11 protein-coding genes and 1 other annotated feature are annotated in these 13268 nt (G+C 37.9%); of the genes, 9 read left to right on the forward strand and 2 right to left on the reverse strand.

From position 1 onward, the window contains the following. Nucleotides 1-157: 157 nt before the first annotated feature. From relA to DT250_RS09715, 6 genes are all read left to right on the forward strand, one after another. Nucleotides 158-2341 (forward strand): GTP diphosphokinase, encoded by a 2184-nt coding sequence (relA, locus tag DT250_RS09695; protein WP_001262796.1) that lies wholly within the window; start codon nt 158-160, stop codon nt 2339-2341. Nucleotides 2342-2358: 17 nt separating this feature from the next. Then, on the forward strand, nt 2359-2799 hold the full coding sequence (locus DT250_RS09700) for a D-tyrosyl-tRNA(Tyr) deacylase (protein WP_001266955.1): 441 nt from the start codon (nt 2359-2361) through the stop codon (nt 2797-2799). A 269-nt stretch (nt 2800-3068) separates the two neighbouring features. Beyond that, entirely contained in the window at nt 3069-3245 is a 177-nt protein-coding gene (locus DT250_RS31640; RefSeq protein WP_001242605.1) for a hypothetical protein, read from the forward strand. A gap of 54 nt (nt 3246-3299) precedes the next feature. Continuing rightward, nucleotides 3300-3530: a binding site (T-box leader), on the forward strand. Between the two features lie 69 nt (nt 3531-3599). After that, nucleotides 3600-4871 (forward strand): histidine--tRNA ligase, encoded by a 1272-nt coding sequence (hisS, locus tag DT250_RS09705; protein WP_000027073.1) that lies wholly within the window; start codon nt 3600-3602, stop codon nt 4869-4871. 12 nt (nt 4872-4883) lie between these two features. Then, on the forward strand, nt 4884-6659 hold the full coding sequence (aspS, locus tag DT250_RS09710) for an aspartate--tRNA ligase (protein ID WP_046958824.1): 1776 nt from the start codon (nt 4884-4886) through the stop codon (nt 6657-6659). A gap of 350 nt (nt 6660-7009) precedes the next feature. Continuing rightward, a complete protein-coding gene (locus tag DT250_RS09715) occupies nt 7010-7777 on the forward strand; it encodes a tRNA threonylcarbamoyladenosine dehydratase (RefSeq protein WP_000903181.1) in 768 nt (255 codons plus the stop codon). Nucleotides 7778-8206: 429 nt separating this feature from the next. Here the strand turns inward: DT250_RS09715 and DT250_RS09725 are convergent, their stop codons facing one another. Both DT250_RS09725 and DT250_RS09730 read right to left on the reverse strand, forming a co-directional pair. Continuing rightward, complete coding sequence (locus DT250_RS09725; protein WP_149213008.1) at nt 8207-8848, reverse strand: RsfA family transcriptional regulator; 642 nt, start codon at nt 8846-8848, stop codon at nt 8207-8209. A gap of 37 nt (nt 8849-8885) precedes the next feature. Further along, nucleotides 8886-10172: a replication-associated recombination protein A gene (locus DT250_RS09730; protein ID WP_000812941.1), complete on the reverse strand. Its 1287-nt coding sequence runs from the start codon at nt 10170-10172 to the stop codon at nt 8886-8888. A 292-nt stretch (nt 10173-10464) separates the two neighbouring features. On the opposite strand from DT250_RS09730, the gene cymR reads away from it, so the two are divergent. The 3 genes from cymR to mnmA are packed head-to-tail and all read left to right on the forward strand — an operon-like array spanning nt 10465 to nt 13194. Then, on the forward strand, nt 10465-10881 hold the full coding sequence (gene cymR, locus DT250_RS09735; protein ID WP_000704116.1) for a cysteine metabolism transcriptional regulator CymR: 417 nt from the start codon (nt 10465-10467) through the stop codon (nt 10879-10881). Between the two features lie 35 nt (nt 10882-10916). Next, nucleotides 10917-12062 (forward strand): cysteine desulfurase family protein, encoded by a 1146-nt coding sequence (locus DT250_RS09740; protein WP_000439914.1) that lies wholly within the window; start codon nt 10917-10919, stop codon nt 12060-12062. Nucleotides 12063-12078: 16 nt separating this feature from the next. Further along, the gene (gene mnmA, locus DT250_RS09745) at nt 12079-13194 is read left to right on the forward strand and encodes a tRNA 2-thiouridine(34) synthase MnmA (RefSeq protein ID WP_088093515.1); all 1116 of its coding nucleotides are present in this window, start codon (nt 12079-12081) and stop codon (nt 13192-13194) included. The last annotated feature ends 74 nt before the right edge of the window (nt 13195-13268 follow it).

Below are 13268 nucleotides of genomic sequence, written 5' to 3' on the forward strand. Positions count from 1 at the left end.
AGGAGCGGGTACTTTTGTATAATTGCACAAAAAAATAAGGTAAAATGTCAGTAAAATCTTTTCCTTTTCACAATTCACAATCATTAGGTTATAATGATAGAATATAATTTATTCTACTTAATTAAGATAAAGTCAATTTTCAATAAAAGGTGATTCGATGGCAAATGAGCAGGTACTAACAGCTGAACAGGTACTCGAGAAAGCAAGTCAATATTTAGCAGATGAAGATATTGAGCTAGTGGCACGTGCCTATGAATATGCACGTGATGCGCATAGCGAACAATACAGAAAATCGGGTGAACCGTACATTATTCATCCAATTCAAGTTGCAGGTATTTTAGTTGATTTACACATGGATCCAGCTACAGTATCAGCAGGTTTCTTACATGATGTAGTGGAAGATACAGAAATTACATTAGAAGATATTGAACGGGAATTTAATAAAGAAATTGCTATGCTTGTCGATGGTGTAACAAAGCTCGGAAAGATTAAATATAAATCTCATGAGCAACAACAAGCAGAAAACCATCGCAAAATGTTTATTGCAATGGCTCAAGATATTCGAGTTATTTTAATTAAACTAGCTGATCGTCTTCATAACATGCGTACATTGAAACATTTGCCTCAAGAGAAGCAGCGTCGCATTGCAAATGAAACGTTAGAAATCTTTGCACCTTTAGCACATAGACTCGGAATTAGTACTATTAAATGGGAGCTAGAGGATACGTCACTTCGCTATTTAAATCCACAGCAATACTATCGTATTGTAAATTTAATGAAGCGTAAACGTGCAGAGCGTGAAGAATATTTAGACGAAGTAATGACTGGTATTCGTGAGAAGTTAAAAGAAGTTGCAATTCAACCTGAGATTTCTGGAAGACCAAAGCATATTTACAGTATTTATCGTAAAATGGCACTGCAAAATAAACAGTTCAATGAAATTTACGATTTATTAGCTGTACGTGTCGTTGTAAATAGTATTAAAGATTGTTATGCGGTACTTGGAATTATTCATACGTGCTGGAAGCCGATGCCAGGTCGTTTTAAAGATTATATTGCGATGCCGAAAGCAAATCTATATCAATCTCTTCATACGACTGTAATTGGGCCGAAAGGTGATCCGCTTGAAGTGCAAATTCGTACGAAAGAAATGCATGAGATTGCAGAATTCGGGATCGCGGCGCACTGGGCGTATAAAGAAGGAAAAACAGCAGAAACAACAGGTACATTAGAGAAGAAACTTACATGGTTCCGTCAAATATTAGAATGGCAAAATGAAGCTTCTAATGCAGAAGAGTTTATGGAGTCATTAAAAATTGATTTATTCTCTGACATGGTATTCGTCTTTACACCGAAAGGCGACGTAATGGAATTGCCACTTGGATCTGTTCCGATTGACTTTTCGTATCGTGTCCATTCGGAGATTGGAAATAAAACAATTGGTGCAAAAGTAAACGGCAAAATGGTGACGCTTGATTATAAATTAAAAACTGGTGACATCATTGAAATTTTAACATCGAAACATTCGTATGGGCCAAGTCAAGACTGGGTGAAACTTGCTCAAACATCTCATGCGAAAAACAAAATACGTCAATTCTTTAAGAAGCAACGTAGAGATGAAAATATTGAAAAAGGCCGTGAACTTGTTGAAAAAGAAGTGCGTAGCCTAGAGTATGAGATGAAAGAAGTGTTAGCTCCTGACAATTTAAAACGTGTTGCCGAGAAGTTCAATTTTGCAAATGAAGAAGATATGTTTGCAGCAGTTGGATATAGCGGGATTACAGCGTCGCAAATTGTTACGCGACTAACGGACAAATTCCGTAAGCAACGTGAAGAAGAAGAAATCGTTGAAGTTAAAGAAGTTCGTAAACCGATGAAAATTCGAAAATGGGATTCTGGCGTTAAAGTAAGTGGTGCGGATAATTTATTAATTCGTTTATCAAAATGCTGTAACCCAGTACCAGGTGATGATATCGTTGGGTATATTACGAAAGGCCGAGGTGTATCGATTCACCGCCGTGATTGTGTAAATGTTCATACAGAAGAAGCTATAGAACGTTTATTGGAAGTAGAGTGGGAAGGTAGTCCTGAAAAAGAAATTGAGTATAACGTTGATATTGAAATTTCAGGTTACGATCGCCGTGGCTTATTAAATGAAGTATTACAAGCTGTTACAGAGACGAAAACGTATATTTCGGCAGTTTCTGGTAGAAGTGACCGTAATAAGATGGCGACAATTAATATGTCAATCTCTATTCGTAACTTACAGCACTTGAAAAAAGTAGTAGAACGCATTAAACGTGTTCCAGAAATTTATGCAGTACGACGCATGATGCATTAATAGGGAGTGTAGAAAAGATGAGAGTTGTTTTACAACGATCAAAAGAAGCGTCTGTCACAGTAGACGGTGAGATCGTAGGACAAATTCCGTTCGGTTTAACATTACTAGTTGGCATTACGCATGAAGATACAGAAAAAGATGCAACTTACATTGCAGAAAAAATTGCGAACTTACGTATTTTTGAAGATGAGAGTGGAAAGATGAACCATTCTGTACTTGATGTAGAAGGACAAGTTCTATCAATTTCGCAATTCACATTATACGGAGATTGTCGCAAGGGAAGACGTCCCAACTTTATGGATGCTGCCAAACCTGATTATGCAGAGCGTTTATATGATTTCTTTAATGAGGAAGTTCGTAAGCAAGGATTGCATGTAGAAACAGGGAAGTTCGGAGCAATGATGGATGTTTCTTTAATCAATGATGGTCCGGTGACCTTAATTGTGGATAGTAAATAGTGTTGCTTAAAAAAGAGGGGATTATATAATCCCTTCTTTTTTATACATTGTTGTATGTTTTGTTCATTTATCTCGCTATTTGTGGGAGATCCACTGCCCGTCGAAGCCTGATTAGTGAGGGCTAATAATGAGTGGCGATGGACAAAACCCTTATTCATTAAAGTTTTACTTTATTTGGAATTAATAGCTATTTCAGTTATGTATAACTCTTTCATCAATATGGAACAATAAAAAGTAAAACATCTATATTGAATGTGAGGGATATACGTATGCGTATGAACGAAAAAGGGCATTCTGTTACAAATGGTGCAAATCAACTGTTTAACGTAAATTTTCATGATTTTATTTCAAAAGAGCAAAACAATACTTCAATGGAACTTGCTTCTGAGTTTGGGATTTCTCTTCAAGATGTAAAGCGTCTAAAGAAGCAGATTGAACGCTCTTAGAGTACTTGACAATCCTACTCAACAAACGTATAGTAATTTTATATTTACATATGAATATAACCGTTGATAGAGAAGAGTAAATGAGACACACATGGAAAGAGAAGAAATGTCTTAGGCTGAAAACATTTCTGCATGATGACTTATTGAATGACACTCTAGAGGTTTCAACTTGAACGGCATATATGCTTAGTAGGGATGAACGCACATTTAAGCGTTATTAAAAAAGTGGAAGCATACGTGCTTCAATTAGGGTGGCACCACGGGTATAATACTCTCGTCCCTACTGTTCAAACAGTAGAGGCGGGAGTTTTTTTATTTTTATTAAGATTAAAACAATTTGAGGAGGAACTGAATATGTCTATTCAAATTCCACGCGGAACGCAAGATATTCTTCCAGGTAGCGTTGAGTTATGGCAGTATATCGAAGGGCAAGCACGCGAAATTTGCCGTCGTTACAACTATAAAGAAATTCGTACACCAATTTTTGAACACACTGAGCTATTTTTACGTGGTGTTGGTGATACGACAGATATCGTACAAAAAGAAATGTACTCATTCCAAGATCGTGGAGAGCGCAGTTTAACATTACGTCCAGAAGGTACTGCACCTGTTGTACGTTCTTACGTTGAAAACAAAATGTTCGGTGATGCAACACAACCAACGAAATTATACTATATTGGTCAAATGTTCCGTTACGAAAGACCACAAGCAGGTCGCTATCGTCAATTCGTACAATTCGGTATTGAAGCAATCGGTAGTAACGATCCTGCGATTGATGCAGAAGTAATTGCACTTGCTGTAGAGTTTTACCGCGGCATGGGCTTAAAAAATATTAAAGTTGTATTAAACAGCTTAGGTGATGCGGCGAGCCGTCAAGCGCACCGTGATGCGTTAATCGCACACTTCGAGCCACGTATCGGTGAGTTCTGTTCTGACTGCCAATCTCGTTTAGAAAAGAATCCTCTTCGTATTTTAGATTGTAAGAAGGACCGTAACCATGAATTAATGGGAACAGCACCATCTATTACAGAATACTTAAACGAAGATTCAGCAGTATACTACGACAAAGTTCAAGAACTATTAACGATGATGGATGTTCCATTTGAAAAAGATCCGAACTTAGTACGTGGTTTAGACTACTACCAACACACTGTTTTTGAAATTATGAGTGAGGCAGAAGGTTTCGGTGCTATCACTACATTAAGCGGTGGTGGACGTTATAACGGGCTTGTACAAGAAATCGGTGGACCAGAAATGCCAGGTATCGGTTTTGCGATGAGTATCGAACGTTTAATTATGGCGCTAAAAGCTGAAAACATCGAATTACCAATTGAACATAGTATTGATTGCTACGTTGTAGCGCTTGGTGAAAAAGCGAAAGACCATGCTGCGAAAGTTGCGTTTGATCTTCGTAAAGCTGGATTATCAGTTGAAAAAGATTATTTAGACCGTAAAATGAAAGCACAATTTAAATCAGCAGATCGTCTAAAGGCGAAATTTGTAGCTGTATTAGGGGAAGATGAGCTAGATAAAGGCATCATTAACTTAAAAGATATGGCAACAGGGGAACAAGAAGAAGTAGCATTAGATGTATTTGCTTCATACGTAGCAGAGAAATTAATATAGGGGGAACTTACAGTGGCTGAAAGAACACATGCATGTGGAAAAGTAACAGTAGAAGCAGTTGGACAAACAGTTCAATTAAAAGGTTGGGTACAAAAACGCCGTGATTTAGGTGGATTAATCTTTATCGACTTACGTGACCGTACAGGTATCGTGCAAGTTGTATTTAACCCAGAAACATCAAAAGAAGCGTTAGAAATAGCAGAAACTATTCGTAGTGAATACGTATTGCACGTAGAAGGTACAGTTGTTGAGCGTGGTGAAGGCGCAATTAATGACAATATGGCAACGGGTCGTATTGAAGTACAAGCAACGAAAGTAAACGTATTAAATGCAGCAAAAACAACGCCAATCATTATTGCTGATGATACAGATGCATCAGAAGATGTGCGTTTAAAATATCGTTATTTAGACTTACGTCGTCCTGCAATGTTTAACACATTCAAAATGCGTCACGACGTAACGAAAACAATTCGTAACTTCTTAGACACAGAAGAGTTCTTAGAAGTGGAAACACCAATTTTAACGAAGAGTACACCAGAAGGAGCTCGTGACTATTTAGTACCAAGTCGTGTACATGATGGTGAATTCTATGCGTTACCACAGTCTCCACAATTATTTAAACAGCTTCTTATGGTCGGCGGATTTGAGCGTTACTATCAAGTAGCACGTTGTTTCCGTGACGAAGATTTACGTGCAGACCGTCAACCAGAATTCACGCAAATCGATATCGAAGCTTCATTCTTAACACAAGATGAAATTTTAGATATGATGGAGCGCATGATGACGAAAGTTATGAAGGATGCAAAAGGTGTAGAAGTGAGTGCACCATTCCCTCGTATGAAATATGCTGATGCAATGGCTCGTTACGGTTCTGATAAGCCAGATACACGCTTTGAAATGGAATTAACAGACCTATCTGAATTTGCAGTAGGTTGTGGTTTTAAAGTATTTACAAGTGCTGTAGAAAGCGGCGGACAAGTAAAAGCAATTAATGCAAAAGGTGCTGCGAGCAAATACTCTCGTAAAGATATCGATGCATTAACTGAATTCGTAAAAGTATACGGTGCAAAAGGTCTAGCTTGGCTTAAAGTGGAAGAGGACGGCTTAAAAGGACCGATTGCGAAATTCTTCGGTGAAGAAGAAGCAAACGCGTTAATGGCTACATTAGAAGCTACTGCTGGCGACTTATTACTATTCGTAGCAGATAAGAAGAGCGTTGTTGCAGATAGCTTAGGTGCACTTCGTTTACGTCTAGGTAAAGAGCTTGAGTTAATTGACGAAAGTAAATTTAACTTCCTATGGGTAACGGATTGGCCACTTCTTGAGTACGATGAAGATGCAGATCGTTACTTCGCAGCTCACCACCCATTCACAATGCCATTCCGTGAAGATGTTGAGTTATTAGAAACGGCACCAGAAAAAGCACGTGCACAAGCATATGACCTTGTATTAAATGGTTATGAGCTTGGCGGTGGATCACTTCGTATTTACGAGCGTGACGTACAAGAAAAAATGTTCAAAGCACTTGGATTCTCACAAGAAGAAGCACAAGAGCAATTCGGATTCTTATTAGAAGCATTCGAATACGGTACTCCACCACACGGTGGTATCGCATTAGGTTTAGACCGTCTTGTTATGTTACTTGCAGGCCGTACGAACCTTCGTGATACAATTGCATTTCCGAAAACAGCAAGCGCAAGCTGCTTATTAACAGAAGCTCCAAGCCCAGTAGCAGAAGCACAGCTTGAAGAGTTAAACTTAAAATTAAGCTTAAAAGAAGAAAAGTAAGAATAAAGTCTAGATGGTTATACTATAGCCGTCTAGACTTTTTTTGAGAGGTTGTTTAAAAAGTCCGGTTTAGATAACTGTCGCATCTCATCGTTACGTATGCTAGTCCGGTGCTCGAGTAGTACTCCTACACTGCGCTCCTCCTAGCATACGTGCCTCGATCTGCTTGGTTCTCTAAATCCTCCTTTTTAAGGGTATATTGAAAGGGTTGTTTAAAAAGTCCAGTTTACACTATGTTTTTATTCTCGAAATATGTATTTTTAGGAATTCTATAACTTTTTCTATACAAATAGTCGGAAAAACGCTAGAATACATGATAGACCATTTTTGTAATAGGAGTGTAGAGCTGAATGTTACATCAATTTTCACGTAATGAATTAGCCTTTGGTAAAGAAGGACTTGAAATATTAAAAAATAGTACAGTCGGTATTTTAGGAATTGGCGGCGTAGGGTCATTTTCGGCAGAGGCGTTAGCACGTTCTGGCGTAGGACGTCTCGTATTAGTCGATAAAGACGTTGTAGATATTACAAACGTAAACCGTCAAATTCACGCGTTAGTATCTACTGTAGGACGTTCAAAAGTAGAATTAATGAAAGAGCGTATCGCAGACATTAATCCAGAGTGTGAAGTAATTGGACTAGAAATGTTTTATACTGATGAAACATATGAAGAGTTCTTCAAACATGGATTGGATTTCGTAGTAGATGCATCTGATACGATTACGTTCAAAATTCATTTAATTAAACAATGCTTACGTCGAAAAATTAAAATTATCTCATGCATGGGTGCAGCAAATAAAATGGACCCAACTCGTTTCCGTATTGCGGACATCTCTAAAACACATACAGATCCAATTGCGAAAGTAATTCGTACGAAGCTTCGTAAAGATGGTATTAAAAAAGGTGTAAAAGTTGTCTTCTCTGACGAAAACCCAATCGTAATTCGTGAAGAAGTACGTAAAGAAATCGTACCAGACGAAAATGCAAAAATTCGTAAAGCGAAATTACCACCTTCATCAAATGCATTCGTACCATCTGTGGCAGGCCTAATCATGGCAAGTCACGTTGTACGTGAACGTATTAAAAACGTTGAAGTGAAGCGTGTAGGGCAAGAATAAAAAGAAAGCATATATCCGTCAAGGGTATATGCTTTTTCTATTATGTTTTAAAGAATTGCATATATTTGCAATACTAATAATTCGAATGTAAGTAATCCTAATAAAGAATAATCGTATTTATCCGACTTATAGGCGGAAGTCTTTTTTAAACTCTTAATGGTAAAAAGACCTAATATTAGAACGAGAATACCGAGTGTTATTTTGAAGACTATTAATGAAATAGCAACCATCTCCTTTCAAACATATATCTTTATAGTAACATTTAAGTAAGTAATATCCAATTATTCCCTGGTGTTTCCTTGTGTGAACTTGAGGTCTATTGTTGTCAATTTTTTCTATAAATCTATATAATTATATTCACAAATATTATTTTTACCGAAGAAAAAAAGATGCCACACAGTCAGAAACCCCGACTAGGTGACATCCTTTTTAATTTTCTGCAGAATAAATAATATCTAAATTTCCATTTTGATCTGTTTTGAAAATTGGAGCGATCTGTTCCTCTTGTTCTTCAACCGAAACGAGTTTTCGAGCACGGTCCATAATTCTAACAAGCATTGCATAATCTTCTTCGATTGCTTGTTGTTTTTTTGAGAGTACCGCTAATTTTGCTTCCAGTTCATGATTCGTTTTTTTCAAAGTCGTGAGCTGAGCTTGTAATACTTCATTTTCAGTTTGTAACTTTGTGAGTGAAGGGTTGGTATGCTCTAAGTTTTGCAAAAACGAGATGACATGTTGCATTGTAAGATTCTGTTTGTTTGGCATAATATCTTCTGAAAACTCGGCATCAATTACGAGTTGTTTCGTTTGCGTGAAATGCTCTTTTTCTATTTTAGCTTCAGAGCGTTTTAATTCTTTACGTTGTTTTTTTGCAAGTTGCACCGCATCTTCGTAATTCGGTCTTACTTCAGCATTCCATCTAAATCCGCAAGCTGCGGAAGTGCGGTTCAATGTATCGCCGACTTCATCGAATGCTTTTATTTGTGTGCTACCGCTGCGAATATGTCGTAAAACAGTTTCTGCTAAAAGGAGATCGTCTTCTTTTGTCCATGCATCTTGACGTGTTTTCATAAGCGAAGCCTCCATAATGGTGACGTTTTCGCTTAGGTTACCCTTTATTTTTCGTTTTATTCGAACTTTGTAATCTTTCATATACAGTAGAAAGTGCTTGCTCAAATTTCCCTGTCGTTTTCGGTTTATAATATTGTTTGTTTTTTATTTTATCAGGTAAGTATTGTTGTTGTACCCATCCATTTGGATGGTCGTGTGGATACAAGTATCCAATGCCTCTTCCAAGTGATTCTGCGCCTTTGTAATGACTATCTTTTAAATGACTTGGAATGTCGCCTGTTTGACCGTTACGTAAATCGTGTAATGCAGTATCAAGTGCTTTGTAAGCTGAGTTTGATTTTGGTGATAAGCAAAGCTCGATAACAGCATTTGCAAGTGGTATGCGTGCCTCCGGGAATCCAACTCGTTCCGCTGATTCTATAGCTGCTAGTGTACGCGGTCCGGCTTGTGGGCTAGCAAGTCCGATATCTTCATATGCCATAATAAGAAGACGTCTACCAATGCTTTGTAAATCACCAGCTTCAATAAGACGTGCTAAATAATGAAGTGCTGCATTTACATCACTTCCGCGCACCGATTTTTGAAATGCCGATAATACGTCATAATGAGCATCTCCACCTTTGTCGTGAACGAAGCTCTTTTTTTGCAAGCATTCTTCTGCAATTTCTAGCGTAATTACCGCAGCTTTTTCGTCCGTTGTAAAGCTAGATAAAACAGCTAGTTCAAGTGCATTATAAGCAGAACGCATATCTCCACCAGATGCATTTGCAAAGTGATGTAATGCTTCCGGCGTAACCGTTACATCATATTCCCCAAGACCTTTTTCTTTATCTTCAAGTGCTCGTTTTAAGCCAATTAAAAGATCATCTTCTGTTAATGCGTGTAATTCGAAGATTTGACAACGACTTCGAATAGCAGAATTAATAGCATGGAACGGATTACTCGTTGTTGCACCGATTAAGGTAAGGAGTCCGCTTTCTAAATGAGGTAATAGAAAATCCTGTTTTGCTTTATCTAGACGGTGTACTTCATCTAAAATTAAAACGAGGTGTCGATGCATCTTTGCTTCTTGTACAACAACTTCCATATCTTTTTTATTATGAGTAACAGCGTTTAATAGGCGAAAAGGGGTTCCAGTACTTCCTGCAATTGCGCTCGCAATGGATGTTTTTCCTGTGCCTGGAGGGCCGTATAAAATCATAGATTGAAAATGATTTGCTTGGACCATTCGCCATAAAATTTTTCCTTCACCAACTAAATGTTGTTGTCCGATAATTTCTTGAATATTTGTAGGGCGCATTCGATGTGCGAGTGGCTGTTTCATTTTTACCGTCTCCCTTAATGTATAATCTCTTTCTATCGTATCATTTTTTTTAGTGGAATTTGAAATAGGATGCTGTTTTGTGGGAAAAATGAATATAAATATTTTCATTTTTCTTTCAATTGTAATAATTTCCGAGTTTTTCAATGTGATTTTATGTTATCATTTTGATACACAAGTTGAAATTTCTTATAATACTATATTATGCTATAATTTCATAGGATTTTAAATTGTGTTCTTTTATAAATAAGATATAACCAATAGAAGTGAAAATTTGAAAAGAGGTGCAAAATAGATGAAGATTTCAACGAAAGGCCGCTACGGCTTAACAATTATGATCGATCTTGCAAAAAAGTTTGGTGAAGGTCCAATTTCCTTAAAATCAATTGCGCAGGCACATGATTTATCGGAACATTACTTAGAGCAATTAATTTCACCACTTCGTAACGCTCGTCTAGTAAAGAGTACGCGCGGGGCATATGGCGGATATGTATTGTCTGATCAGCCAGCTAACATTACAGCTGGGGATGTAATCCGTGTATTAGAGGGTCCGATTAGTGTTGTAGAAATGATAGAAGAAGAGGAACCGGCACAACGCCAATTATGGATGCGTGTTCGTGATGCGGTGCAAGAAGTGTTAGATAGTACAACGTTAGAAGATTTAGTACGTTATGAGGAAGAAAATCACGGGGGCTATATGTTTTACATTTAATTCCTTGTGAAACGATTTGGAAAGAAGGAGATTTAATGGAACGCATTTACTTAGATCATGCTGCGACATCTCCGACTCACCCAGAAGTGGTCGAAAAGATGATTCCATATATGACAGAAACATTCGGGAACCCGTCTAGTATTCACTTTTATGGACGTCAAACGCGCCATGCAGTAGATGAGGCGAGACGCGCGGGAGCACGTAGCATTCATGCGAATCCGAATGAAATTATATTTACGAGCGGTGGTACAGAAGCTGATAATTTAGCGCTTATAGGTGTAGCACGTGCGAATCGTCATAAAGGTAACCATATTATAACGACGCGAATTGAACATCATGCAATTTTGCATACGTGTGAATTGTTAGAGCGCGAAGGGTTTGAAGTGACATATTTACCTGTTGATGAAACAGGACGCGTTCAAGTTTCTGACATACAAAATGCATTAACAGAAGAGACGATTCTCGTATCCGTTATGTTTGGGAATAATGAAGTCGGGACGATGCAACCAATCGCGGAAATAGGGAAGTTGCTAAAAGAGCATCAAGCTTATTTTCATACAGATGCGGTACAAGCTTACGGATTAGTAGAAATAGATGTGAAAGAGTTCGGCATTGATTTATTATCGATTTCAGCTCATAAAATTAATGGACCAAAAGGTGTAGGGTTCCTATATGCTGGTGCAAATGTGAAATTTGAACCGTTATTAATAGGCGGGGAGCAAGAAAGAAAACGCCGTGCTGGTACTGAAAATGTACCGAGTATCGTTGGTTTGCAACATGCAATTTTGTTAGCTGAAAAAACTCGTGAGCAAAAAAATGCCCAATATGAAGAGTTTAAAGATATAATGGTATCTGTCTTCAAAAATGAAGACATTACTTTCGAGGTAAACGGAAACTTAGAATATCGCTTACCACATGTGCTTAATATCAGTTTTACAGGAATGAACATTGAACCGTTCCTTGTGAACTTAGATATAGCTGGCATTGCAGTGTCAAGTGGCTCGGCGTGTACAGCTGGTTCGATTGATCCATCACATGTATTAGTAGCGATGTTCGGAAAAGACTCCGATCAAATACGTTCATCCGTACGCTTTAGTTTCGGACTTGGAAATACGAAAGAGCAAATTGAGAAAGCGGCGTACGAAACAGTGAAAATCGTGAAGCGATTAACACAAAATTAGCATGGGAGGTGACATGATGAACAAACTACCTCAAGAAACACGCGTTGTCATCGGGATGTCCGGTGGCGTCGATTCATCTGTAGCAGCTCTTTTATTAAAAGAGCAAGGTTATGATGTAATCGGAATTTTTATGAAAAACTGGGATGATACAGATGAGAATGGTGTCTGCACAGCAACAGAAGATTACAATGATGTAATTGAAGTGTGTAACCAAATTGGCATTCCATATTATGCAGTAAACTTTGAAAAACAATACTGGGATAAAGTATTTACGTACTTCTTAGATGAGTACCGAGCTGGTCGTACACCAAACCCAGATGTAATGTGTAACAAAGAAATTAAATTTAAAGCATTTTTAGAGCATGCGATTGCGCTTGGTGCTGATTATGTAGCGACAGGTCATTATGCACGCGTTGCTTATATGGACGGCGAATATAAAATGCTTCGCGGCGTTGATGATAATAAAGACCAAACGTATTTCTTGAATCAATTAAGCCAAGAGCAATTATCAAAAACAATGTTCCCATTAGGTGAATTAAAGAAACCGCAAATTCGTGAAATGGCGACAGAAGCTGGTTTAGCGACAGCGGCGAAGAAAGATAGTACTGGTATTTGCTTTATCGGTGAGCGTAACTTTAAAGATTTCTTAAGCAACTATTTACCAGCGCAACCAGGTGTGATGCAAACATTATCTGGTGAAGTGAAAGGGAAGCATGACGGTTTAATGTACTATACAATTGGACAACGTCATGGCCTTGGTATTGGTGGTAACGGTGATCCGTGGTTTGCTGTTGGGAAAGACTTGAAAGAAAACATTTTATATGTTGATCAAGGATTCCATAACGAGCTTCTATATGGTGATGAAGTTATTGCTACGAATATCGGCTGGGTAAGTAATGAAGCGAAAGAAAAAGAATTTAAGTGCACAGCGAAATTCCGTTATCGTCAAGAAGACAATAAAGTAACGGTTCAAATCGTTGATGAAAATACAGTTCGTATTCTTTGTGATGAGCCAATTCGTGCAATTACACCAGGACAAGCAGTTGTTTTCTATGATGGAGATGAGTGCTTAGGCGGTGCTACAATTGATGAAGTATATCGTAGTGGTAAGAAATTGGATTATTTAGGATAAAATGAGAAGCCTCTGCCGATTAGCGGTTAGAGGTTTCTTTTACATAAAGCGAATTTTCGTTCGCTTGGAAAATA

Origin of the sequence: Bacillus sp. AR2-1 (genome assembly GCF_008368755.1) — a bacterium.
GTDB classification, from domain to species: Bacteria; Bacillota; Bacilli; order Bacillales; family Bacillaceae_G; genus Bacillus_A; species Bacillus_A wiedmannii.

Bases quoted from the DNA above. Each gene is read 5' to 3' on its own strand.
- relA (WP_001262796.1), top strand. From the start codon at position 158: ATGGCAAATGAGCAGGTACTAACAGCTGAACAGGTACTCGAGAAAGCA.
- DT250_RS09700 (WP_001266955.1), top strand. From the start codon at position 2,359: ATGAGAGTTGTTTTACAACGATCAAAAGAAGCGTCTGTCACAGTAGAC.
- DT250_RS31640 (WP_001242605.1), top strand. From the start codon at position 3,069: ATGCGTATGAACGAAAAAGGGCATTCTGTTACAAATGGTGCAAATCAA.
- hisS (WP_000027073.1), top strand. From the start codon at position 3,600: ATGTCTATTCAAATTCCACGCGGAACGCAAGATATTCTTCCAGGTAGC.
- DT250_RS09715 (WP_000903181.1), top strand. From the start codon at position 7,010: ATGTTACATCAATTTTCACGTAATGAATTAGCCTTTGGTAAAGAAGGA.
- DT250_RS09725 (WP_149213008.1), bottom strand. From the start codon at position 8,848: ATGAAAACACGTCAAGATGCATGGACAAAAGAAGACGATCTCCTTTTA.
- DT250_RS09730 (WP_000812941.1), bottom strand. From the start codon at position 10,172: ATGAAACAGCCACTCGCACATCGAATGCGCCCTACAAATATTCAAGAA.
- cymR (WP_000704116.1), top strand. From the start codon at position 10,465: ATGAAGATTTCAACGAAAGGCCGCTACGGCTTAACAATTATGATCGAT.
- DT250_RS09740 (WP_000439914.1), top strand. From the start codon at position 10,917: ATGGAACGCATTTACTTAGATCATGCTGCGACATCTCCGACTCACCCA.
- mnmA (WP_088093515.1), top strand. From the start codon at position 12,079: ATGAACAAACTACCTCAAGAAACACGCGTTGTCATCGGGATGTCCGGT.